Here is a 20,943-nt window from a genome sequence, read left to right as displayed (position 1 = left end):
ATCCATGAGCGCACCGGCCGTTTTGGATATCAGCCAACGACAAGCCCATCGCATTGGCAACGATGAGGAAGCCTTGCAACTGGCGCGGCGCCTGGCTGCTGATTTCGCCCCTGATGCGGCGCGGCGCGACCGCGAGCGCATCCTGCCGTGGGCAGAACTGGAAAGTTTCAGCCAGAGTGGCCTGTGGGGCATTACCGTGCCGCGTGAGTTCGGCGGTGCTGGCGTGTCCCATGTCACGCTGGCCGAAGTGATCGCCACCATCAGTGCCGCCGATGGTTCGCTGGCGCAAATTCCGCAAAACCACTACTACGCGCTGGAAGTGCTGCGCGTGGGCGGCAGCACGGCGCAAAAGCGCTTTTTCTACGGCCTGGCGCTGGAGGGCGTGCGTTTCGGCAATGCGCTGGCCGAAATCGGCCACAAGGATTACCAGCGCCGCACTCGGCTGACGCCGGAGGGCAAGGGCTATCGCGTCAGCGGGCAGAAGTTTTATTGCACCGGGGCCTTGTATGCGCAGTGGATTCCCACCCTGGTGGTGGATGACAACCAGGACAGCTATCTGGCCTTCATCCCGCGCCACAGTGATGGTGTGGAAATCACCGACGACTGGGATGGCTTTGGCCAGCGCGTGACTGGCAGCGGCTCGGTCAGCTTCAGCCAGGTGTGGGTGGAGCCGGAGTGGATCGTGCCGTTCAAGGCCTCGTTTGACCGCCCCACCTCCATTGGCCCCTTTGCCCAGCTGCTGCACTGCGCCATCGACAGCGGTCAGGCACGCGGGGCCTATCAGGAAACCCTGCACTATGTGCGTGAGCATGCGCGGCCATGGATAGATGCCGGCGTGGACAAGGCCAGCCGCGACCCCTTGCTGCTGGAGCGGGTGGGCAATGTGCAAGTGCGGCTGCGGGCGGCGGATGCCTTGCTGTACCGGGCTGGCCGCGTGCTGGATGCACTGCAACAGCAGGCTTTCCCCGATGCGCGCAGCGTGGCCGAGGCCTCGGTGGCGGTGGCCGAAGCCAAGGTGTTGACTACCGAAGTGGCACTGCTGGCCGGCAATCAGCTGTTCGAGCTGTCTGGCACCAGCGCCACGCTGGGCGAGCGCAATCTCGACCGCTACTGGCGCAATGCCCGCGTGCACACCCTGCATGATCCGGTGCGCTGGAAGTTCTTCGCCGTCGGCAACTATGTGCTGAACGATGTCTTGCCGCCGCGCCACGGAGCCTTGTGACATGAGCAAAAAACAGATTCTGCTCAATGCCTTCAACATGAACTGCGTCGGCCACATCAACCATGGCCTGTGGGCGCATCCACGTGACAACTCGGTGGACTACAACACGCTGGGCTACTGGACTGATCTGGCCAAAACCCTGGAGCGCGGCCTGTTCGACGGCCTGTTCATCGCCGACATCATCGGTGTCTACGATGTGTATCAGCAGTCGATAGACCTGACCGCGCGCGAAGCCATCCAGCTGCCGGTCAATGACCCCTTGCTGCTGGTGCCGGCCATGGCCGCGGTGACCCAGCATCTGGGCTTTGGCGTCACGGCCAATCTCAGCTACGAGCCGCCTTATCTGTTCGCCCGTCGCATGTCCACGCTGGATCACCTCACCGGCGGCCGTGCCGGCTGGAATATCGTCACCGGCTATCTGGACAGCGGGGCGCGTGCCATGGGCCTGCTGACCCAGGACGAACACGACCAGCGCTACGACCGCGCCGACGATTACCTGACGCTGCTGTACAAGCTGTGGGAAGGCAGTTGGGAAGACGAGGCGGTACGACGCGACAAGGCGGCGCGGGTGTTTGCCGATGCCAGCCGTATCCACCGCATCAATCATCAGGGGCCGTTCTACCAGCTGGACGGCTACCACCTGAGCGAGCCGTCACGCCAGCGCACGCCGGTGCTGTTTCAGGCTGGCAGCTCGGAGCGTGGCCAGCAGTTTGCCGCCCGCCACGCCGAAGGCATTTTCATCGCAGCCCAGGACAAGGACAAAACCCGCCAGCTGGTGCAGGACATCCGCCGTCAGGCGGTGGCCGCCGGCCGCCGCGCCGAGGATGTGAAAATCTTCATCGGCATCGCGGCGGTGGTGGGCCAGACCCAGGCCGAGGCGCAGGACAAGTTTGACGACTACTGGCAGTACGCCAGCCCGGAGGCGGGTCTCGCCCACTTTGCCAGCAGCATCGGCGTGGACTTCAGCCGCTATGGCCTGGACGACCCCATTGAATACGGTGGCAGCAATGCCATCCAGTCCGCAGCCAAAACTGCCGCCGCCAACCAGCTGACGCGGCGCAAGTTGCTGGAGCGCTTCCGTCTGGGCAGCCGCTATCCGACGCTGGTGGGGGATGCCGCCAGCGTGGCCGACGAGCTGGAAAGCTGGGTCAACGATGTGGGCGTGGACGGCTTCAACCTGACCCGCACGGTTACGCCGGAAAGCTACGAAGACTTTATCGATCTGGTGATCCCGGAGCTGCAAAACCGTGGCAGTTACAAGACCGCTTACGCTGAAGGCAGCCTGCGCCACAAGCTGTTTGCCGAGGGCGACCGCTTGCCGGCGCGCCATGCTGCGGCAGGCTACCGGCCACGCTGAAGCGCCCAAAAATCAAAACAACATCACACACTCAAGGGAAAATCATGAAGCATCACCAGAAAAAACTGGGCGCGCTGGCGCTGGTCGGCCTGCTGCTGGCCCATGGCTCACTGGCGGCGGCACTGAAAATTGGCGTCACGCCCGGCGCTTATGCCGATTCGGTACAGGTGGCCGCGCAGGAGGCCAGAAAGCAGGGGCTGGAAGTCGATGTGGTGGAGTTCTCCGACTGGACCACGCCCAATGTGGCGCTGGCCAGCAAGGATCTGGACGCCAATTACTTCCAGCATCAGGCGTTTCTGGACAATGTGATCAAGACCCAGGGTTTTCACTTCCGCCCGGTTGGGGTGGGCATCCTGGCCAATGTCGGCTTGTATTCCAGCCGCATCAAACAATTTGGTGAGTTGAAAACTGGTGCCAAGGTGGCCATTGCCAGCGACCCCATCAATCAGGGCCGTGGCTTGCTGTTGCTGCAAAAGGCCGGCCTGATCAAATTGCGTGAGGGGGTGGGCGCGCGCGGCAGGCTGGGTGATATCACCAGCAACCCGAAAAAGCTGGAGTTTGTCGAGGTGGAAGGGCCGCAGCTGGTGCGGGTGGTGAATGATGTCGATCTGGCGCAGGGCTACCCGCACTTCATCGTGGCGGCGCATGCCTTCGACCCCGGCAGTGCGCTGATTTTCTCCGGCAAGGACGACGAGCAATACGCCCTGCGCTTTGTCGCCCGTGATGACAATGCCCGCGATCCGCGCTTGCTGAAATTTGTGCAGATCTACCAGAACTCGCCGGCGGTGAAGGCGCAGATTCGCAAGTCCTATGCCAATAACGACAAGCTCTACAGCCTGGCCTGGCTGAAGTGAGCCGCCGCTGGCCGGCAGCAGATGGTGCCGGCCAGTATTCAGCGGCGTTCGATGCGCAGCTGGTAGCGGAAACGGTCGGCGCGGTAGCGGATGAAATCCAGTTCCAGCGGGCTGCCGTCCGCGCCCCAGGTCATGCGTTGCAAGGCCAGCAGCGGCGAGGCGGGCGGCACTTCCAGCAAGCCGGCTTCTTCCGGCGTGGCCAGCGCGGCTTCAATGCCGAGGTCGGCATGGCCCAGTGGCTGGCCATAGTCATTTTCCAGAATGTGAAACACATCGCGGGTGACCAGGTCTTCACGCGCCAGGCGCTGGCCCAGCTCCTGGGTGAAGTAACTGATATCCAGCGATACCGGCAGCCGCTCCAGATAACGCAGGCGGCGCAGCTCCACCATGGGCGCGCCCACCGCTACGCCAAACACCTGAGCCACCAGCTCGCTGGCGGGCAGGCTGTTCAGGCTCAGTACCCGGTTGCAGGCGGCGTAGCCCTGGCTATGCATGGCTTCGGCAAAGCCTTGTAGCCGGGTCAGCGTCTGGGTGGGCTTGTTCTTGGCGACATAGCAGCCCTTGCCGGCAATGCGGAAGATCATGCCTTCCTGTTCCAGGGTTCCCAGTGCATGGCGCACGGTAATGCGGCTCACACCAAAGCTTTCCATCAGCTGTTTTTCCGAGGGCAGTTTGTCGTGCTGATCGTAATGGCCGCTGAGAATCTGGCTGCGCAGGCTGTCGCGGATACGGGCATACAGGGCTTGGGGGGCGTTCAGGGTGGACATGGTGACAGTGGGGCTGATGCAGTGATGAACTGCAGCGAGTATAAGCCCGAAACCCTGCCAACCTGTCATGACAGGTTATGACTTAAAGTGATTTGCTTTGCTGATTTCCTTGGTTCTGTGTGGACAGGCGGCTGTCTAGAATCAGCCTCATCATTTTCACCGTGGCCTGCCAGCCGCATCGCCCACGGTGTTTCGCACAACCGCCAGCAAAGGAAGCACCATGAGTCTCGATATCTTCTGGTTTCTGCCCACCTCGGGGGATACCCGTTATCTGGGGCAGTCCGGTTCGGGCCGCGCCGTCAGCAACGAATACCTGCGGCAGATTGCCGTGGCGGCGGACAGTCTGGGTTACGACGGCATTCTCATTCCCACGGGCAGCGGCTGCCTGGACCCGTGGGTGACCGCCTCCAGTCTGGTGCCGGTCACCAGCCGGCTGAAGCTGCTGGTGGCCTTGCGCACCGCGCTGACCAAGCCCACCGCCGCCGCCCGCATGGCCGCCACGCTGGAGCAGGCCAGCAATGGCCGCCTGCTGCTGAATGTGGTGGCCGGCGGTGATTCGGCCGAACTGGCTGCCGATGGCATCTTCCTGGATCACGACCAGCGCTACGAGGAAGCCAGCGAATTCCTGCACATCTGGAAGCGCCTGCTGGCCGGGGAAACCGTCAACTACGCCGGCAAATATCACACGGTAGAAAACGCGCAGAATTTCTTTGAGCCGGTGCAGAAACCGGCCCCGCCGCTGTACTTTGGTGGCTCGTCCAGTGCTGCGCATGATCTGGCAGCCGAGCACGTGGAAGCCTACCTCACCTGGGGCGAACCACCGGCAGCCGTGGCCGAGAAGATTACCGATGTACGCGCCCGTGCCGCCAAGCTGGGCCGCACCGTGCGCTTTGGCGTGCGCCTGCATGTGATCGTGCGTGAAACCACCGAGCAAGCCTGGGCGGCGGCCAATGCGCTGATCAGTCATCTGGATGACGAGGTGATTGCCAAGGTGCAGCAGCGTTTTGCCGCCATGGATTCCGAAGGCCAGCGCCGCATGGCCGCCCTGCACGGTGGCAAGCGCGACCAGCTGGAAGTCAGCCCCAATCTGTGGGCCGGTGTCGGCCTGGTGCGTGGTGGTGCCGGCACCGCACTGGTGGGCGATGCGCAAACCGTGGCGGCGCGGCTGAAGGAATATGCCGACCTGGGCGTGGACAGCTTTGTCCTGTCCGGCTACCCGCATCTGGAAGAAGCCTACCGCTTTGCCGAACTGGTATTCCCGCTGTTGCCGGGCAAGCGCTGGGTGTATGGCGATGACCGGGTGCAGACCGGCGGGCCGTTTGATGCCAGCACCGTGGTGAAGAAACCCGTGGCCGAGACGGAGGCCGCATGAGGGCGATCGATATGCGCTGCAGGCCGGCCTTCCTGCACGATTTCTTCGGGGCCTCACCCGGCACCCAAGCTTACGAGGCGGCACGCTGGCTTAACCGGCGCGTGGGCTCGCGTGACGACCAGCACTTTGTCAACTCGCTGACCCAGCAGGGTTTTCTGGATGAAGTGGCCAGCGCCGGCCTCAGCCACGCCGTGGTGGTGGGGCGGCATACGCCGGGCCAGCAGCTGCCCAATGACACCATTCACCAGATCGTGCATGGCCATGAGCGCCTGCTGGGCATTGCCGGGGTGGACCCGGCCTTGCAGGGCGAGCAGGCGGCGGTAGCCGAGGCCGAGCGTGCCATCCGCCAGCTGGGCCTGTCCGGCATCGATATCGAACCGGGCTTTGGCGTGCCGGCACGGCAGCCGGACGATGCGGTGTACTACCCCATCTACGAAACCTGCGCGGCGCTGGGCGTGCCGGTCTGCCTGATGTCCGGCCCCACCACGCCGGACCCGCGTTATAACGACCCCTCCGGTTTGGCCAAGGTGGCGGCGGATTTTCCGCAGCTGCCCATCGTTTGCTACCACGGCTACTGGCCACGGGTGGCGGAAGTCATCGCCATCGCCTTTCGCCATGAAAACGTATTGCTGGTGCCGGACATGTACCAGTTTTTGCCGGGCAGCCAGCTGTATATCGATGCGGCCAATGGCTTCATGGCCGAGCAGCTGCTGTTTGGCTCGTCCTATCCATTCCGCCCCATTCGCCAGTCGATTGATGATCTGCATGGCCTGGGCCTGCGGCCCGATGTGCTGGACAAGGTGCTGTACGGCAATGCCGCGCGCCTGTTTGACCTTTAAGGACGGCTAACAAAAAACCTGCTGCGGCATTGCGCCTCCTGGCCGGACTTTTTGTTCGGTCTGCGGCGGTGTGCCTTGCCGCAGGGACGCTACGCCATTTTGTTGGCCGCTTTAAAGCCGGATATCCATACTGCAAACAATAAGGAAACGTGATGCAACACTTCAACCCCACCCGCCGCCGTTTGCTGAGCCTGCTGGCGGCAGCTGGCCTGGCGCTGTCCACCCTGTCGGCCAGCGCACTGGCTGCCGGCAGCGACACCCTGAATATCGGTTATCAGAAATACGGCACGCTGGTGCTGCTCAAGGCGCAGGGCACGCTGGAAAAACGCCTGGCCCCGCTGGGCATCAAGGTGAAATGGGCCGAATTCCCCGGTGGCCCGCAACTGCTCGAGGCGCTGAATGTGGGCAGCGTGGACCTGGGCACCACCGGCGAAACGCCGCCCATCTTTGCCCAGGCGGCGGGGGCCGACCTGCTGTATCTGGCCAATGAACCGGCCGCGCCGCAAGGCGAAGGCATCGTGGTGAGCAAGGACTCGGCCATCCGCAGTGTGAAAGACCTCAAGGGCAAGCGCGTGGCGCTGAACAAGGGGTCCAATGTGCACTATCTGCTGGTGCGTGCGCTGGAAAAGGCCGGCCTCAAATATGAGGATATCACCCCGGTATTCCTTAATCCGGCCGATGGCCGCGCGGCCTTCCAGCAAGGCAGTGTGGACGCCTGGGTGATCTGGGACCCGTTCTTTGCTGCGGCGGAAAAACAGCTGGGTGCCCGCCTGCTGGCCGATGGCAAGGGCATCGTCAACAACACCCAGTTTTATCTGGGGCGCAAGCCTTATGTAGCCAGCAATCCCAAGGTGATCAAGGTGGTGCTGGAAGAGCTGCAACGGCTGGATTCCTGGGGCAAGAGCCATATTCCGGAAGTAGCGGCCGAGCTATCCAGCCAGATCGGCCTGGACAAGGACATCGTGCAGGTGGCTGCGCAACGCTCCGGCTACGGGGTGAAACTGCTGGATGGCAAGGTGGTGGCCGAGCAGCAGCGCATTGCCGATACCTTTTTCAAGCTCAAGCTGGTTCCCAAGCCGCTGGTGGTGAAGGATATCGTGTGGGACGGCAAATAAGCGCAGCCAAGTAAATGGCCTAGCCCCCTGGGGCAAGGCGCAGCGCCACCGCAGTTTTTGTTAGCGGCCCGGGATGCCGCCTGAGCGGACTGTTGGTGGTTTGATGGAGGCCGGCATTGCGCGTGCAATGCCGGCTTTTTGTCGTGGTGCAGGATGATACGCTGCCGGTATCGGCAGTATGTAAAAAATGCTGAAAGCATCACTAATAGATAGTGCTATATATCTGGCATTTTTCCCGTCAACGGCAGCGATTTTTCCTTATTTATCGCCGATATATTCGTTATTTTATGGACGAAAACACCCGAATGGCATGATACTGCTGAGGTGTACAGCAGTCTGTGTCACGGCGCAGATTGCTGCAGTAAAAATCAAATGGTTGTATACCGGGCAGGAAAAATAGTTGGACGCCAAAATCCCCAATATCGAGGCCATGCTGGATCTGGCATTTCAATTGGTGCTGTGCCAGTTGGAGGCGGATATTTTCCGTGCCAAGCAGGACATCCGGGAGATGGTCGTGCCTATCAAGATATTGCTGTTGAAGGATATTGAAGAAGATACCCAACCCTGCACGCTGGATGATTTCTGAGCCGGCGTGATTGCACCGCGCGCCTGCTGCCTGGCAGGCGCATCCTGCCGGACCCATTGCCCAATGGCCGCCGTCACTTTGCCAGCCGTCTGAGCTAAAACGCCAGTGCTGGCCATCTCGTCTTGTCCTGATGTAAGAAGCTGTTCAAAGTCTCGGCAGACTATGCACACCTTCTAAAACCTGGCAGCTGCCACTTCCCGGCGGAATCCTGTCCTCTACCTTGCTTCTTATCTGCTACAGCCAAGGTGCCAGCCTGCCGGTTCCTTGCCGATTCCTGTACAAACACCCGCCATGCGCACGGCCACGGCCTGTCACGCTGTCTGCGTGCGCGCTACAGGATGTCCGTGTTTGTTTCCGTCTGTAGGTGACAAAAACAGCCGTCTTTGACCGAGGTGGGTGGCCCGACGGGATGGCTGTTTTCTGCTGCAAATTTCCTGCAATTTTCCGAATAAGCTATCCGTAATTTCTTGCTTGGGAATGCCGGGTGGATTTCTTAATATCCATGTCTGACAAGTGGTTTTGCCGCAAGGGCAGGGCCACCATTTTTCCCCTTGGCACCAGAGGCTGCGAGATGAGTTTTTATCAGGATTACAACGACAAGCTGGCCATCGAAGGCTGGAATACCCGGGCAGTGCAGCAGTATCAACATGTGGACTTGCGTCGCCTGTCACCGGCGCTGGGGGCGGAAATCCGTGGCGTGGACCTGAGCCAGCCCCTGCCGCCGGCACAGCTGGAGGAAATCCGCCAGGCGCTCACCGATTTTCTGGTGCTGACCTTTCCCGGACAGGCCATCGGTGCCACAGAGCACAAGGCCTTTGCCCGGCATTTTGGCAGCCTGCACCAGCACGTGCTGGGTGACAGCACCCAGTTGACCGCGCGCAGCGATGATCCGGAAATCCTGGGCTGGAAAACAGGCCGCAGCACGCGCTACACCGCTGGTGATGCCTGGCATAATGATGTGTCTTGCGATCCGCACCCCATCTGGGCCTCGCTGCTGCGGGTGACCCGGCTGCCGGAAGTGGGCGGCGGTGATACGGCATTTGCCAACCTCTATCTGGCCTACGCGTCCTTGTCTGATCCGCTGAAGCAGTTTCTGGAAGGGCTGAGCGCCGTCCACGACGGCAAGGAAGGGTGGAGCAATGGCTATGGTGCCGAGCCCAAGCCCGGTCAGGTATTCAATGCCAGCGAGCATCCGGTGGTGGCCCGTCACCCGGTCAGCGGTCGCAAGTTCCTGTTTGTCAACGAAGCCTTCACCTCGCACATCGTGCAGCTGAGCCGGGCCGAAAGCCGTGCCTTGTTGCAGCTGCTGTTCCGTCATATCGAAAAACACCAGTCCTTCCAGGCCCGCATTCACTGGCAGCCGGATACCCTGTTGTTGTGGGATAACTGGGCCACCCAGCACCATGCGATCTGGGATTATTATCCTTTCGAGCGCTGGGGCGAACGGGTTTCGGCCTATCGTGACCACGGCCCGCAAGCAGCAGCTAGCTTGCTATCAGCCGTGTAAGGGGTGATCGGCCCGGTCTGAGATGGGGCATTCAGTCACTGAATGCCCCGCACTTTGCAACAAAATCCTTTCTTTCAGCCATTTCCTTCAGTATTGCTCACCGCCTTTACGGGCAGGGGCAATCTTGTTGCCGCTTGCAGTGATTTCCGGTCATGCGCGCCGGCTGAGTGCAAATCATTTCTGATTGATAATTGTCAATTTTATTAAAAATTTGCTGCATTCAAATAACATTTCCATATTATGATGCCACGGCAAAATTAGACCAATGTGCTAAACGGTTGCCGCCAGCGATGCGGGACCAGCATTCCGGCACGCACACATACCCTGGCCATCATCATGTCAAATCAATTCAACGCTTTTACCAGCAGGCTCAGCATTGCCGCCAAGCTTAACCTGGTGTTATCCCTGTTGTTGCTGGTGGTACTCGGACTGGCCGGCATCTGGCTGACCCATTGGCAAAGCCAGCGCATGGAACAGCAACAGCAACAGGAAATGCGCCAGGCCAACCGTCAGGTCATCGACATGATGGATGCCTACGCCGCACAGCTGGAACGCTCGGCCGCGCTGGCCGAGTCAGCTTTGCGCGCCAACCTCCCGGGTCAGCCGGCGCTGAGTGGCGAACGGATGGACACCGGCGGCAAAGCCCTGCCGGTGCTGCGTATTGGCGAGCACGTCATCAATAACAGTACGCTGGAGGTGGATCGTTTCACCCGTAGCACCGGCTCGCTGGCCACGGTATTTGTCAAGGATGGCAGCGAGTGGATTCGCATTGCCACCTCGGTCAAGAAGGAAGACGGCAGCCGTGCTGTCGGCACCCCGCTGAGCCACGATTCACCTGCCTATGCCAGCCTGAATGCCGGCCACGCCTATACCGGCCCGGTTCAGCTGTTTGGTCGCGATTTCATGACGCTGTATTCGCCAGTGCAGAACGAGGCTGGTCAGGTCGTGGCGGCCTTGTTTGTGGGTGAGGAGTTCACCGCCAGCCTGGCTGCGCTGCGGCAGAAAATCATGTCGGTGCGCTTTGGCGAATCCGGTTACATCTATGCTTTCGATGCCCACAACGAGCCGGGCCGCATGATGATCCACCCGCATTCCCAGGGTAAGAACCTGCTAGACTTCAAGGACAAGGACGGCCTCGCCATCAACCGCATCATGCTGGAACAAAAGCAGGGCGTGCTGCATTACCACTGGGCCAAGCCGGACAGTAACGAGCCGGTGCGTCCCAAGATTGCCGTGTTCGATACTTTTGAACGCTGGGGCTGGATTGTCGCCGCCAGCAGTTATGAAGACGAGTTCGCTGCCCAGTTGCAGGCCATGCGCTGGCGCCTGGCCATCGGCATCATCGTCATGATAGGCCTGCTGCTGGCTGCTACTTTCTGGGCCAGCCGCCTGTGGGTCACCCGGCCACTGGCCCATGCGGTGGATGCCATCCGCCGCGTGGCCGACGGCGACCTGACCGTGCGCATTGAGGCGCGCAGCCAGGACGAGGTGGGCGAGTTGCTGCTGGCTGCCGACGCAATGAGTAGCCATCTGCGCGAGATGATTGGTGATGTCGAACGCAGCCTGGCGTCCTTGTCGGTGCAGGCCAGATCGCTGGTGAGTATTTCGGAAGATGTGTCCACCGCTTCGGGCGAGCAGAATGCCGCCGCCAGCACCATGGCAGCCTGCGTGGAAGAAATGAGCAGCAGCATCAATCAAGTGGCGCGTCATGCCGATCTGGCGCGACAGATGGCTGCCGATGCCAACGTGCAGTCGCAATGCGGCGCACAGGTGGTATCCCAGGCCACCAACACCATGGGGCAGATTGCCGTTGCGGTGAAGCAGGCGGGTGGCACCGTGCGCCAGCTGGATGGCTTGTCCGAACGCATTGCCGAAGTGGTGACCGTGATTCGCGACATCGCCGACCAGACCAATCTGCTGGCGTTGAATGCCGCCATCGAAGCGGCACGAGCCGGCGAGGCCGGTCGTGGTTTTGCCGTGGTGGCTGATGAGGTGCGCAAGCTGGCGGAGCGTACCACCCAGTCCACCCTGCAGATTACCGATACCGTCAGCAAGATTCAGGACGGTGCCCGCATGGCGGTGGAGCATATGGAAGCCGGTGCGCAGCAGGTGGATGCCGGTGTCAGCAGCGCCAGTCAGGCGGCTAGCAGCCTGCAGGATATCCAGGCCGGTGCGGCGCAGGTGGGTGAGGCGGTCAGCGGCATCTCCGATGCGCTGGGCGAGCAGGATGCGGCCAGCCGCGATATCGCGCTCAATGTGGAAAAAATTGCCCAGCAAGCCGATGGCAATCACGGCAAGGCCCGTGCTGCCGCCCAGGCTGCTGCCACACTGGTGGGGCTGGCTGAGGCACTGCGCACCAGCATCAGCCGCTTCAAGCTGTAGCGTGCCCCGCCCGTAAAACGGGCGGATTGTTGTCGGCTGCGGTATCCTGCGCGCTATAAATAAGACAGGGCGGTGTTCGAACACCGCCAGCGCCGGGGACAAGCCGACATCATGAATCAGACCGCTTCCATGCTGGACGGGCTGCTGCACGAGGCAGGGCCGCTGCTGTTGGGGCTGTGCAGCAATGCCCTCATCGGGGTGTACGTCATCCAGGACGATCACTTCGTTTTCGTCAATGCCAGGCTGGCCGAGCTGTTTGGCTACAGCCAGCAACAGTTATGCAGTGGCATGGGCCCGCGCCAGCTCACCGCCCAGCGCGACCAGGCCATGGTGCGCCGGGAAATCGACAGCCGCATCAAGGGCGACAGCCAGAGCAGCCACTATGCATTTCGCGGTGTGCGGCAGGACGGTTCCGAGCTGGATGTGGAAGTTTTTGGCGTTAGCACGCGTTTTGGCGAGCGGCCGGCCATCATCGGCATGCTGCTGGATGTGTCCGAACGTAGCGCCGCCGAGCGCGCGGTCAAGGACCAGCTGCAGTTCATCACCCGTCTGATCGATACCATTCCCAATCCGGTGTTCTACAAGGACGAGACCGGTCGCTATATCGGCTGCAACAGCGCCTTCGAGCAATATCTGGGCAGGCCGCGCAGCGAGCTGATCGGCCATTCCGTATTCGATATCTCCCCGCCGGATCTGGCCGCCCGTTACCAGGCGGCAGACCAGGCCCTGTTTGACAGCCGTGGCACCCAGGTTTACGAAACCCAGGTGGTGTATGGCGATGGCAGCCGGCACGAGGTGATGTTCTACAAGGCGACCTTCGACAAGGCTGATGGCAGCCTGGGCGGCTTGGTTGGCCTGATGCTGGATATCAGCGAACGCAAGCGCATGGAGCAGGCAATCTGGCACGAGGCCAACTACGATGCCCTGACCGGCCTGCCCAATTTGCGGCTGCTGCGCGACAGTCTGGCCAAAGAGCTGGAGCGGGCGCGGCGCATGAGCAGCAATCTGGCGCTGCTGTTTATCGATCTGGACCGTTTCAAGGAAGTCAACGATACGCTGGGCCACCATATGGGGGACCAGCTGCTGAAGCAGGCGGCCGAGCGCATTCGTGCCGTGGTGCGCAATAGCGACATCGTCTCCCGCCAGGGCGGCGACGAGTTTGTGGTCATCCTGCCCGACATCAGCGACGCCCAGGCGGCCGGGCTGGTGGCCGGCAAAATCATCCGCTTGCTGGGCCTGCCTTTCCTGCTGGGCAGTAATCAGGTTTATGTGTCGGCCAGCATTGGCATTGCACTGTACCCGGATGACAGCACCGAGCTGGAAACCCTGGTCAGCTTCGCCGATCAGGCGATGTATGCGGCCAAGGCCGCTGGGCGCAATGGCTCCAGCTATTTCACCCCGTCCTTGCAGGTCGAGGCGCAGCGCCGGCAAAAGGTGGGCAACAGCCTGCGCCTGGCCTTGCGCGACAATCAATTCGAAGCGTATTACCAGCCGATTGTCGAGCTGGCCAGCGGCCGGGTGGTCAAGGCTGAAGCACTGCTGCGCTGGCACCATCCCGAGCAGGGTGTGCTGCTGCCCGGCGATTTCATCGCGGTGGCCGAGGAAATCGGCATGATCGGCGATATCGGCAATCTGGTGTTCCAGCAGACACTGGAGCTGATTGCGGCTTGGCCGGACGGGCAGGTTAGCGTCAATATCTCGCCGCGCCAGTTCATCAGCGGCGATTGCCGCCACTGGCTGCATGAAATCGCCGAACGGCAGCTGCCGACTGGCTGTCTGGCGGTGGAAATCACCGAAGGGCTGCTGCTGGATGAGCGGCCGCTGGTGGTCAACACCCTGCTGGGCTTTCATCAGGCGGGGGTGGAGGTCAGTATCGACGACTTTGGCACCGGCTACTCCGCCATGTCCTATCTGAAAAAATTCAATATCGATTATCTGAAGATAGATCGCAGCTTCATCGCTGGTCTGTCCAGTGACAATACCGACCATGCCATTACCGAGGCGGTGATCGCCATGGCGCACAAACTGGGCATGCGGGTGATTGCCGAAGGGGTGGAGACCGAGGCGCAGCGCCAGCTGCTGCTGGAGGCAGGCTGCGACTACGCCCAGGGTTATCTGTTTGCCTACCCCATGCCACGCCAGGACTTTCTCGCTTTCATTCGCGCCGGCCAGTGCTGAGTTGCCATTGGCGGGAATGACTACGCTTTGGTGGTTTGGTAAAACTCGATTGGCAGCTGGTCCGGGTCCTGGCAGAAGAAAAAGCGCTGTCCGGTCAGCGCGTCCAGCCTTATATCCTCGCAAGGTACTTGCTGACAAAGCAGTGCCGCCCGCAATGCCTCCAGATCATCCGTACTCAGCGCCAGATGGCGCAGGCCGCAGGCTTCCGGCCGGCTGAGACGCGCGGGCGGGGTGGGGAAACTGAACAATTCCAGCTGGATGCCATCCGGCAGCTGCAGGTTCAGCTTCCACGACTGGCGTTCGGCACGCCAGCTCTCGCTGACGATGGGCAGGCCAAGAATGCGGTGGTAAAAGTCGCGCGCGCGGGCATAGTCGGCGGTGATCAGGGCGACGTGATGCAGGCCGCGCAGCGGCAGGGGCGTGTCTGACATGGTTAATAGATAATCTATATTGAAAATCTAATTTCAATCAATTGGACGCATGGTGGCGTGGCCAGCACAATGGTGGCACTGACTGACACTCAGCACCACAGGAGCTGGTTCTGTTCTCGGAACCTCTTCTGCCGTTAACAGGCAATCAAGTACTGACGGCCTGTTGGCGACCCTCCCGCTTTCGGTGGTTTCGGGCCTTGACGCCACCGAATGCTCTTGCGACCGGCACCACTTGCGTGGTGGCCGGTCTTTTTTTGCTGCGCCCGCTTGGCTTAGCGGCGGTCTTCCAGCAGGGCTTTCAGCCAATGGCTGCGCTGTTGCCAGATGATGGGTGCCTGCAGCAGCAGGTGGGCGGAGGCCAGAATGTTCAGCACGGCCGTGCCCAGCAGCAGGTAGGAGATATTGTCGAACTGCTTAAGCACCAGCACGCTGGCCAGCGCTGCGGCCACCATATAGAAACCATTGATGATGTTGTTGGCGGCAATGGCTTGCGAGCGGAAGCTGTCCGGGCTGGAAACCTGCAGCCAGGTGTAGAGCGGCACGGTAAAGAAGCCGCCGAAGAAACCCAGCATGGCAACATCCAGCATGTGACGCCAGCTGCTGAGCTGGCTCAGGAAGTCTGACAGCGTCAACAGTGGGCCATGGTAATGCGACATGGCACCCAGTGCCAGATCGCCGCCAAACAGCGTCATGCCGGCGCTACCCAGCAACACCAGCCCAAGCTGCAACTGGCCGTGCGACAACTTGGCGCAAATCACCGAGCCCAGGCCGATGCCGATGGAAAACAGCGCCAGCATCACGGTATAGACATCGGCATTGCCGCCCAGGTGCAGGCGGGTAAAGGTGGGGAGCTGGGTGGTGTACACCGCGCCCATCAGCCAGAACCAGGAAATGCCGAGAATGGCACTGCGTACATCGCGGATGCGCCAGGCCTCGCCAACCAGTCGTACCGAGTCGCCGATGAAATTGAAGGACAGTTTCAGGTGCGGCGCGCCGGGCGGTGCGGTTGGCATGCGGCGGCTGAACAGCCAGCCGCACACGGCGGTGCCCAGCAGCAGGCCAACGGTAATCCACGGGCCGCCCTGGGTCATCAGGCTGCCGATGATCTGGCCGATGAGGATGGCAAGAAAAGTGCCCATCTCGATCATGCCGTTGCCGCCCACCAGTTCGTGCTCATCCAGATATTGCGGCAGCACCGAATACTTGAGCGGACCAAAAAACGCCGAGTGGCAGCCCATCAGGAACAGGGCAGACATCAGCAGGCCGGCTGAGTGCAGGAAAAAGCCGCTGCCAGCCAGCAGCATGATGCCGATTTCAGCCAGCTTGATCCAGCGGGCGATGATGGCCTTGTCGAAGCGCTCGGAAATCTTGCCCGCCGTGGCGGAGAACAGGAAGAAGGGCAGGATGAATACCCCGGCCGCCATATTCACCAGCAGTTCCGGTGACAAGCCATTCAGGCTGAGGCCGTGGTAGCTGATCAGCACCACGATGGCGGTTTTCAGCAGGTTGTCATTGAATGCGCCCAGAAACTGCGTGCCGAACAAGGGCAGAAAGCGGCGGGAGCCAAAAAAACTGAAGTCTGTTTTCACGGTTTGTCAGCACGAAAAGGCGGGAAACGCATGCTAACGTATTCAAATGCGGCTGTCAGCCTTGCTGGACGACACTTTGACTGTTTGTCAGTTGCCACCGCGTGTGGCTGGGCTGGCCATGGCGTGAGCCTGCTGCGGTGCAGGCATGAAAATTAGCATGTTTGAATATACTTGATGAAAATCAACTGGCGTGCTGGCGGAGTCGTGCATGAAAGCAGTGGCAGGAATAGCATTTCGTGTCACTTATCTACTGCATATGGGGAATATCATGTCTCAGATCGGCCGCTTATCTGCTATTTCATTTGCCGCACTCACCTTGCTGGCTGCTGCTGAAGGCACGCAGGCTTGCTCTTCCTTGCTGGTGGGCAACAAGGCCTCGGCTGATGGATCGGTCATCATTGCCCGCAACGAAGACTATTACATCAATAACTGGAACAAGCGGCTGGTGCTGCATGCGGCACGCAATGCGGAAAAAGACGAGGTCTTGAGCTTCAAGAACGGGCTCAAGGTGCCGGCACCGGCGCACTTGCTGCGCTATAGCGGGCTGATGGACTGGAATGGTGATACCCCAAGTGGCGACGGCCTGTACGAAGAACGCGGGGTCAATGAGCATAATGTGGCGGTATCTGCCAGCAATAGCGCGGAAGTGAACGAGCGCGCCAAGAAGGCCGACCCGCTGATCGATAGCAGCGTGGTGGAGGCAGCGATTCCCTCCTTGCTGCTGCCGCAGGCACGCAGCGCGCGTGAGGCGGTGACGCTGCTGGCCGGCTATATCGACCATTACGGCGCGGGTGAGGGCAATGGCGTGCTGATCGCCGACCAGCAGGAGGCCTGGTATATGGAAATCGGCTCCGGCCATCACTACCTTGCCTATCGCGTGCCGCAGGATAGCTACATCATGGTGGCCAACGGCTTGCGCTTGCATGATATCGATCTGGATGACAGCGCCAATGTAGTCGCCAGTCCTGGTCTGGCTGATTTCGTCAGCAAGCATGGCCTGCTGGACAAGGTGGATCGCCGCCGCTTCAATTTTGCCAAGGCCTTTGGCGTGATTGGCGATCGCTACAATGTGGATCGCGAATGGCTCGGCCAGCATCTGCTCAATCCCTCGCTCACCCAGAAAATCCGCCAGCAGCAGTATCCGCTGACCATCAAGCCCGAGAAGGCCATTTCGGTGAGTGATGTCGCCCGTGTGCTGCGCGCACGCTTTGATGGCACCGCGCTGGCCAGCGTCAAGGATGCCGACCGCCCGATGGGCGTGGATCGGACCATCGAAACCCACATCATTCAACTACGGGCGGACATGCCGGCCGAGCTGGCCGCGCTCACCTGGCAGTCATTTGGCAGCCCCGCCGGAGCGCTGTTGCTGCCGCTGTATGAAGGCGCGCTCAAGGACGTGCCGCAACCGCTGCGCCAGGGCTCGGCCAGCTACGATACCGTATCGGCGTATTGGGCTTTCCGCGCCAATGCCAGCCTGGCGCAGACCCAGCCGGCCAAGTACGGCCCCTTGCTCAAGGCCTGGCAGGGCAAGCAGGAAGCGCGGCTGACTACGCAGCAGGCCGCCGTGGATGGCATGTTGCGCAGCCTGCACGCCACTGCGCCGGACGCTGCGCTGGCATTTGCCAATCAGTGGAGCAACGGCATGATGCTGTGGGGTGTGCAATCGGCGCGTGACCTCAACGCCACTTTGCTGACGGATATCACCAAGTCCACCGAGAAGAAATACAGCCCGGCAGAACTGGAAAAGATCAAGGGACTGTAGGCTTGCGCTGGTTTTGAGCGGCCAGACCGTGCGGCCGGCATGCCATGGTGTGCTAGGGCCTGTTAACGCTATTTTTTTCACGGCGGCGGATGTTGAGGGGATGCAATGCGCGAAAAACCGCGCGCCGCAGGGCATTCCCTGCCAGCGCGGTTTGACAAGGCAGTGCGCCGCTCAACATCCGCCCCGCAGGGCAGGCCCGACCAGCTTGCCACTGCTGCGTTGTCGGATTTGCGCTTGGGGCCACCAAGCGCTGCACCCTCCGCCTTGCATTGACAACCTTTCAGGGCCTGCGCCGCAGAAAACATCGTGTTAACAGGCCCTAGCCGCGCGAGTCGGCCTCGGGCGGGGTGGGGGGGGCTGCTTTGGGCGTGACCGGGCGGTCGTCGTCCATCAGGATGCGGTGGGCCGGACCTTCCATATCGTCAAACTGACCGGAGCGGGTAGCCCACCAGAACACCACTGCGATGACAAAAGCCAGCACGATGCTAAGCGGGATAAGCAGGTAAAGACTTTCCATCAGGATTTCCGTTTGACGAGTCGCAGGGCATTGCTCACCACGATGAGCGAGCTGGCGGCCATCCCCAGGCTGGCCAGCCACGGTGTAACGTGGCCAGTCATCGCCAGTGGCAGCGCCAGCAGATTATACCCGGCTGCCCACCACAGGTTTTGCCTGATTACGCCCAGCGTCTTGCGCGCGAGTGTCAATGCTGTCGGAATCAGCGCCAGTTGGTCACCCATCAGCACCATGTCGCCGCTGGCGCGGGCCACGTCGGTGCCGCCACCCATGGCCAGCGATACATCGGCGCGGGCCAGCACCGGCGCATCATTGATGCCATCACCCACCATCAGCACCCGCTTGCCGGCTTGCTGCAACTGGCCGACAAAGGCCAGCTTGTCTTCCGGCGTGGCGCGGGCGTGCCAGTCGGCAATGCCCAGGCTGTCGGCCAGGCTTTGCACCGCGCCAGCACCATCGCCACTGAGCAGGTGAATGGCAATGCCGCGTTGGCGCAAGGCTTGCACCATGGCGGCGGCGTCATCGCGTACCGTGTCGCCAATGGCAAATACCGCCTGTGCCGCCTGTCGGTTGGCCAACACCACTAGGGTGCAGTGGGCATGCCAGTCCTGTGGCAGCTGCGCAGGTGCCGGCAGCCATTCATTAATGAATTCTGCCGAACCCAGCCGCCAGGATTGGCCGGCGATTTCGCCCTCCACACCCTTGCCCGGCGTGCTGTCCAGCCGTTCCGTTGCTGGCAGCGGCAGGTCGGCTGCCGCCAGCTTCAGTGCCTGCGCCACCGGATGTTCCGATGCCTGTTCCAGTGCGGCGGCGATGGCCAGTGTTACGGCATCGTCCAGATCGGCCAGCCGCTGCTGCGCTCTGAGTCGCATATCGCCATGAGTCAGGGTGCCGGTCTTGTCGAATACCGCGTCGCTAACCTTGGCCAGTGTTTCCAGAGCGTGGCCACGGGTGGTCAGTACGCCCAGTGCAGCGAGGTGCCCAGTGGCAGCGGTCAGCGCAGCCGGAGTGGCCAGCGACAGTGCGCAGGGGCAGGAGACGACCAGTACCGCCACCATGATCCACAGTGCCCGGGCCGGCTCGATAAAGTGCCAGGCGATATAGCTGGCGGCCGCTGCCAGTAGCAGCAGGGCGACAAACCAGCTGGCAAAGCGGTCGGCCGCCACCGCCAGTCGCGGCTTCTCTGCCAGCGCCTTGTCCAGCAGACGGACAATGCCGGCCAGCCGGGTTTCCTGCCCGGTCTGGCTGATGCGGATAAACAGCGGGCTGCTGGTATTGACGCTGCCGGCCACCACGGCATCGCCGAGCTGCTTGCTGACCGGGCGGCTTTCGCCGCTGATCAGTGATTCATTGGCGGCGCTGTGGCCATCCAGCACCAGGCCATCGCCGGGAATGGTTTCGCCCGGTTTCACCAGAATCACGTCGCCGGAATTGAGCATGGCTACCGTGGTTTCTGCGGTATCGCGGCTGGCCGGCCAGTCGTTGGCGCGGTGGGCAAAGGCCGGGATCAAACGCACCAGGCTTTCGGTGGCCTCGCCGGCCTTGCGCCGGGCGATGCTTTCCAGATAGCGCCCGCCCAGCAGCAAAAAGACGAACATCGATACCGAGTCGAAATACACGCCATGCGGAATCTTGTTGATCAGCGCCCACAGACTGGCGAAAAAGGCGGTGAAAATGCCGATGGTGACGGGGGTGTCCATGCCGACGCGGCCGGTTTTCAGGTCGCGCCAGGTGTTCTGATAGAAAGGCACGGCGGAGTACAGCATCACCGGCAGGGTAAGGATCAGGCTGGCCCAGTGCAGCAGCCACAGGAAGTCCGGGTCGATGTCGCCATCTGGTGCCAGGTACACCGGCACGGCGTACATCATCACCTGCATCATCGACAGGCCGGCGGCCCATAGCCGGCTGATGGCCTGCTTGCGCTGCTTCTGTGCCAGTGCTTCCTGCCGTTCGGCATCGTAAGGGTGGGCGCGATAGCCGATGGCGCTGATAGCCTGCAGGATCTGCGACAGCCGGATGCGGCTGTTGTCCCAGCTCACCCGCGCACGGTGGCTGGTATAGTTGATGTCCACTGCCAGCACGCCGGGCAACTGGCGGATGTGCTGCTCGTTCAGCCAGATGCAGGCGGCGCAGGTAATGCCTTCCAGCATCAGCGCGGCCTCGCGCGTTTGTCCTGCGCTGACATGGACAAAGCTTTTCTGCAATTCTTCCGAGTCGTACAGCTGAATCTGCTGCAAAATATCGGCCGGCAATACCTCGCCCTGGCGCGCACCCTGCGTGCGGTGAGCGTAGTAGTCGGACAGCCCGGAGTCGATAATGGTCTGCGCGACGGCCTGACAGCCGGCGCAACAGGTGGCTTCGGTCTTTTCGCGATAACGCACCGGAAAATCGACAGTCTCGGGGACGGGCAGGCCGCAATGGAAGCAGTGATCAGTCATGGCGCGCCATTGTAAACAATACTCGGACGC

16 protein-coding genes are annotated in these 20,943 nt (G+C 61.4%); 11 read left to right on the top strand and 5 right to left on the bottom strand.

Annotated features, from left to right (window positions below; all coding sequences use genetic code 11):
- The first annotated feature begins 4 nt into the window (after positions 1-4).
- Genes DBR44_RS00720 through DBR44_RS00710 form a run of 3 tightly spaced genes read left to right on the top strand, consistent with a single transcriptional unit; the run spans position 5 to position 3,433 of the window.
- The gene (locus tag DBR44_RS00720) at positions 5-1,222 is read left to right on the top strand and encodes an SfnB family sulfur acquisition oxidoreductase (protein ID WP_124641080.1); all 1,218 of its coding nucleotides are present in this window, start codon (positions 5-7) and stop codon (positions 1,220-1,222) included.
- Between the two features lies 1 nt (position 1,223).
- Complete coding sequence (locus tag DBR44_RS00715) at positions 1,224-2,579, top strand: LLM class flavin-dependent oxidoreductase (protein ID WP_124641078.1); 1,356 nt, start codon at positions 1,224-1,226, stop codon at positions 2,577-2,579.
- A gap of 44 nt (positions 2,580-2,623) precedes the next feature.
- The gene (locus DBR44_RS00710) at positions 2,624-3,433 is read left to right on the top strand and encodes a MetQ/NlpA family ABC transporter substrate-binding protein (protein ID WP_124641076.1); all 810 of its coding nucleotides are present in this window, start codon (positions 2,624-2,626) and stop codon (positions 3,431-3,433) included.
- Positions 3,434-3,471: 38 nt separating this feature from the next.
- Here the strand turns inward: DBR44_RS00710 and DBR44_RS00705 are convergent, their stop codons facing one another.
- Positions 3,472-4,200 (bottom strand): GntR family transcriptional regulator, encoded by a 729-nt coding sequence (locus DBR44_RS00705; protein WP_124641074.1) that lies wholly within the window; start codon positions 4,198-4,200, stop codon positions 3,472-3,474.
- 220 nt (positions 4,201-4,420) lie between these two features.
- On the opposite strand from DBR44_RS00705, the gene ssuD reads away from it, so the two are divergent.
- The 7 genes from ssuD to DBR44_RS00670 all read left to right on the top strand — a co-directional run bounded on the left by ssuD (position 4,421) and on the right by DBR44_RS00670 (position 14,179).
- Entirely contained in the window at positions 4,421-5,572 is a 1,152-nt protein-coding gene (gene ssuD, locus DBR44_RS00700; protein WP_124641072.1) for an FMNH2-dependent alkanesulfonate monooxygenase, read from the top strand.
- Complete coding sequence (locus DBR44_RS00695) at positions 5,569-6,411, top strand: amidohydrolase family protein (protein ID WP_124641070.1); 843 nt, start codon at positions 5,569-5,571, stop codon at positions 6,409-6,411. The genes ssuD and DBR44_RS00695 overlap by 4 nt, the downstream gene beginning before the upstream one ends.
- Before the next feature lie 152 nt (positions 6,412-6,563).
- On the top strand, positions 6,564-7,526 hold the full coding sequence (locus tag DBR44_RS00690) for a sulfonate ABC transporter substrate-binding protein (protein ID WP_124641069.1): 963 nt from the start codon (positions 6,564-6,566) through the stop codon (positions 7,524-7,526).
- 400 nt (positions 7,527-7,926) lie between these two features.
- Positions 7,927-8,112 (top strand): hypothetical protein, encoded by a 186-nt coding sequence (locus tag DBR44_RS00685; RefSeq protein ID WP_124641067.1) that lies wholly within the window; start codon positions 7,927-7,929, stop codon positions 8,110-8,112.
- A 571-nt stretch (positions 8,113-8,683) separates the two neighbouring features.
- Positions 8,684-9,619, top strand: a complete 936-nt coding sequence (locus DBR44_RS00680) for a TauD/TfdA family dioxygenase (protein WP_124641065.1) — start codon at positions 8,684-8,686, stop codon at positions 9,617-9,619.
- Between the two features lie 336 nt (positions 9,620-9,955).
- A complete protein-coding gene (locus tag DBR44_RS00675) occupies positions 9,956-12,001 on the top strand; it encodes a methyl-accepting chemotaxis protein (RefSeq protein ID WP_124641063.1) in 2,046 nt (681 codons plus the stop codon).
- Between the two features lie 111 nt (positions 12,002-12,112).
- Entirely contained in the window at positions 12,113-14,179 is a 2,067-nt protein-coding gene (locus DBR44_RS00670; protein ID WP_124641061.1) for a bifunctional diguanylate cyclase/phosphodiesterase, read from the top strand.
- Positions 14,180-14,199: 20 nt separating this feature from the next.
- Here the strand turns inward: DBR44_RS00670 and DBR44_RS00665 are convergent, their stop codons facing one another.
- Positions 14,200-14,610: a VOC family protein gene (locus DBR44_RS00665; protein ID WP_124641059.1), complete on the bottom strand. Its 411-nt coding sequence runs from the start codon at positions 14,608-14,610 to the stop codon at positions 14,200-14,202.
- Between the two features lie 272 nt (positions 14,611-14,882).
- Complete coding sequence (locus DBR44_RS00660; RefSeq protein ID WP_124641057.1) at positions 14,883-16,199, bottom strand: MFS transporter; 1,317 nt, start codon at positions 16,197-16,199, stop codon at positions 14,883-14,885.
- A 268-nt stretch (positions 16,200-16,467) separates the two neighbouring features.
- On the opposite strand from DBR44_RS00660, the gene DBR44_RS00655 reads away from it, so the two are divergent.
- Positions 16,468-17,961 carry a C69 family dipeptidase gene (locus DBR44_RS00655; protein ID WP_124641055.1) on the top strand — a complete coding sequence of 498 codons (1,494 nt, stop codon included), beginning with the start codon at positions 16,468-16,470 and terminating at the stop codon, positions 17,959-17,961.
- Positions 17,962-18,280: 319 nt separating this feature from the next.
- Here the strand turns inward: DBR44_RS00655 and ccoS are convergent, their stop codons facing one another.
- A complete protein-coding gene (ccoS, locus tag DBR44_RS00650) occupies positions 18,281-18,478 on the bottom strand; it encodes a cbb3-type cytochrome oxidase assembly protein CcoS (RefSeq protein WP_124641053.1) in 198 nt (65 codons plus the stop codon).
- A complete protein-coding gene (locus DBR44_RS00645; protein WP_124641051.1) occupies positions 18,478-20,913 on the bottom strand; it encodes a heavy metal translocating P-type ATPase in 2,436 nt (811 codons plus the stop codon). The genes ccoS and DBR44_RS00645 overlap by 1 nt, the downstream gene beginning before the upstream one ends.
- Between the last annotated feature and the right edge of the window lie 30 nt (positions 20,914-20,943).

Source organism: Aquitalea sp. FJL05 (assembly GCF_003852595.1).
In the GTDB taxonomy this organism is placed as follows: Bacteria; Pseudomonadota; Gammaproteobacteria; order Burkholderiales; family Chromobacteriaceae; genus Aquitalea; species Aquitalea aquatilis.
The sequence above is the reverse complement of the archived record's forward strand: the minus strand, read 5'-3'. Positions and strand labels throughout refer to the sequence as shown.

Coding starts and splice junctions, on each gene's coding strand:
- DBR44_RS00720 (WP_124641080.1), top strand. CDS start 5: ATGAGCGCACCGGCCGTTTTGGATATCAGCCAACGACAAGCCCATCGC.
- DBR44_RS00715 (WP_124641078.1), top strand. CDS start 1,224: ATGAGCAAAAAACAGATTCTGCTCAATGCCTTCAACATGAACTGCGTC.
- DBR44_RS00710 (WP_124641076.1), top strand. CDS start 2,624: ATGAAGCATCACCAGAAAAAACTGGGCGCGCTGGCGCTGGTCGGCCTG.
- DBR44_RS00705 (WP_124641074.1), bottom strand. CDS start 4,200: ATGTCCACCCTGAACGCCCCCCAAGCCCTGTATGCCCGTATCCGCGAC.
- ssuD (WP_124641072.1), top strand. CDS start 4,421: ATGAGTCTCGATATCTTCTGGTTTCTGCCCACCTCGGGGGATACCCGT.
- DBR44_RS00695 (WP_124641070.1), top strand. CDS start 5,569: ATGAGGGCGATCGATATGCGCTGCAGGCCGGCCTTCCTGCACGATTTC.
- DBR44_RS00690 (WP_124641069.1), top strand. CDS start 6,564: ATGCAACACTTCAACCCCACCCGCCGCCGTTTGCTGAGCCTGCTGGCG.
- DBR44_RS00680 (WP_124641065.1), top strand. CDS start 8,684: ATGAGTTTTTATCAGGATTACAACGACAAGCTGGCCATCGAAGGCTGG.
- DBR44_RS00675 (WP_124641063.1), top strand. CDS start 9,956: ATGTCAAATCAATTCAACGCTTTTACCAGCAGGCTCAGCATTGCCGCC.
- DBR44_RS00670 (WP_124641061.1), top strand. CDS start 12,113: ATGAATCAGACCGCTTCCATGCTGGACGGGCTGCTGCACGAGGCAGGG.
- DBR44_RS00665 (WP_124641059.1), bottom strand. CDS start 14,610: ATGTCAGACACGCCCCTGCCGCTGCGCGGCCTGCATCACGTCGCCCTG.
- DBR44_RS00655 (WP_124641055.1), top strand. CDS start 16,468: ATGTCTCAGATCGGCCGCTTATCTGCTATTTCATTTGCCGCACTCACC.
- ccoS (WP_124641053.1), bottom strand. CDS start 18,478: ATGGAAAGTCTTTACCTGCTTATCCCGCTTAGCATCGTGCTGGCTTTT.
- DBR44_RS00645 (WP_124641051.1), bottom strand. CDS start 20,913: ATGACTGATCACTGCTTCCATTGCGGCCTGCCCGTCCCCGAGACTGTC.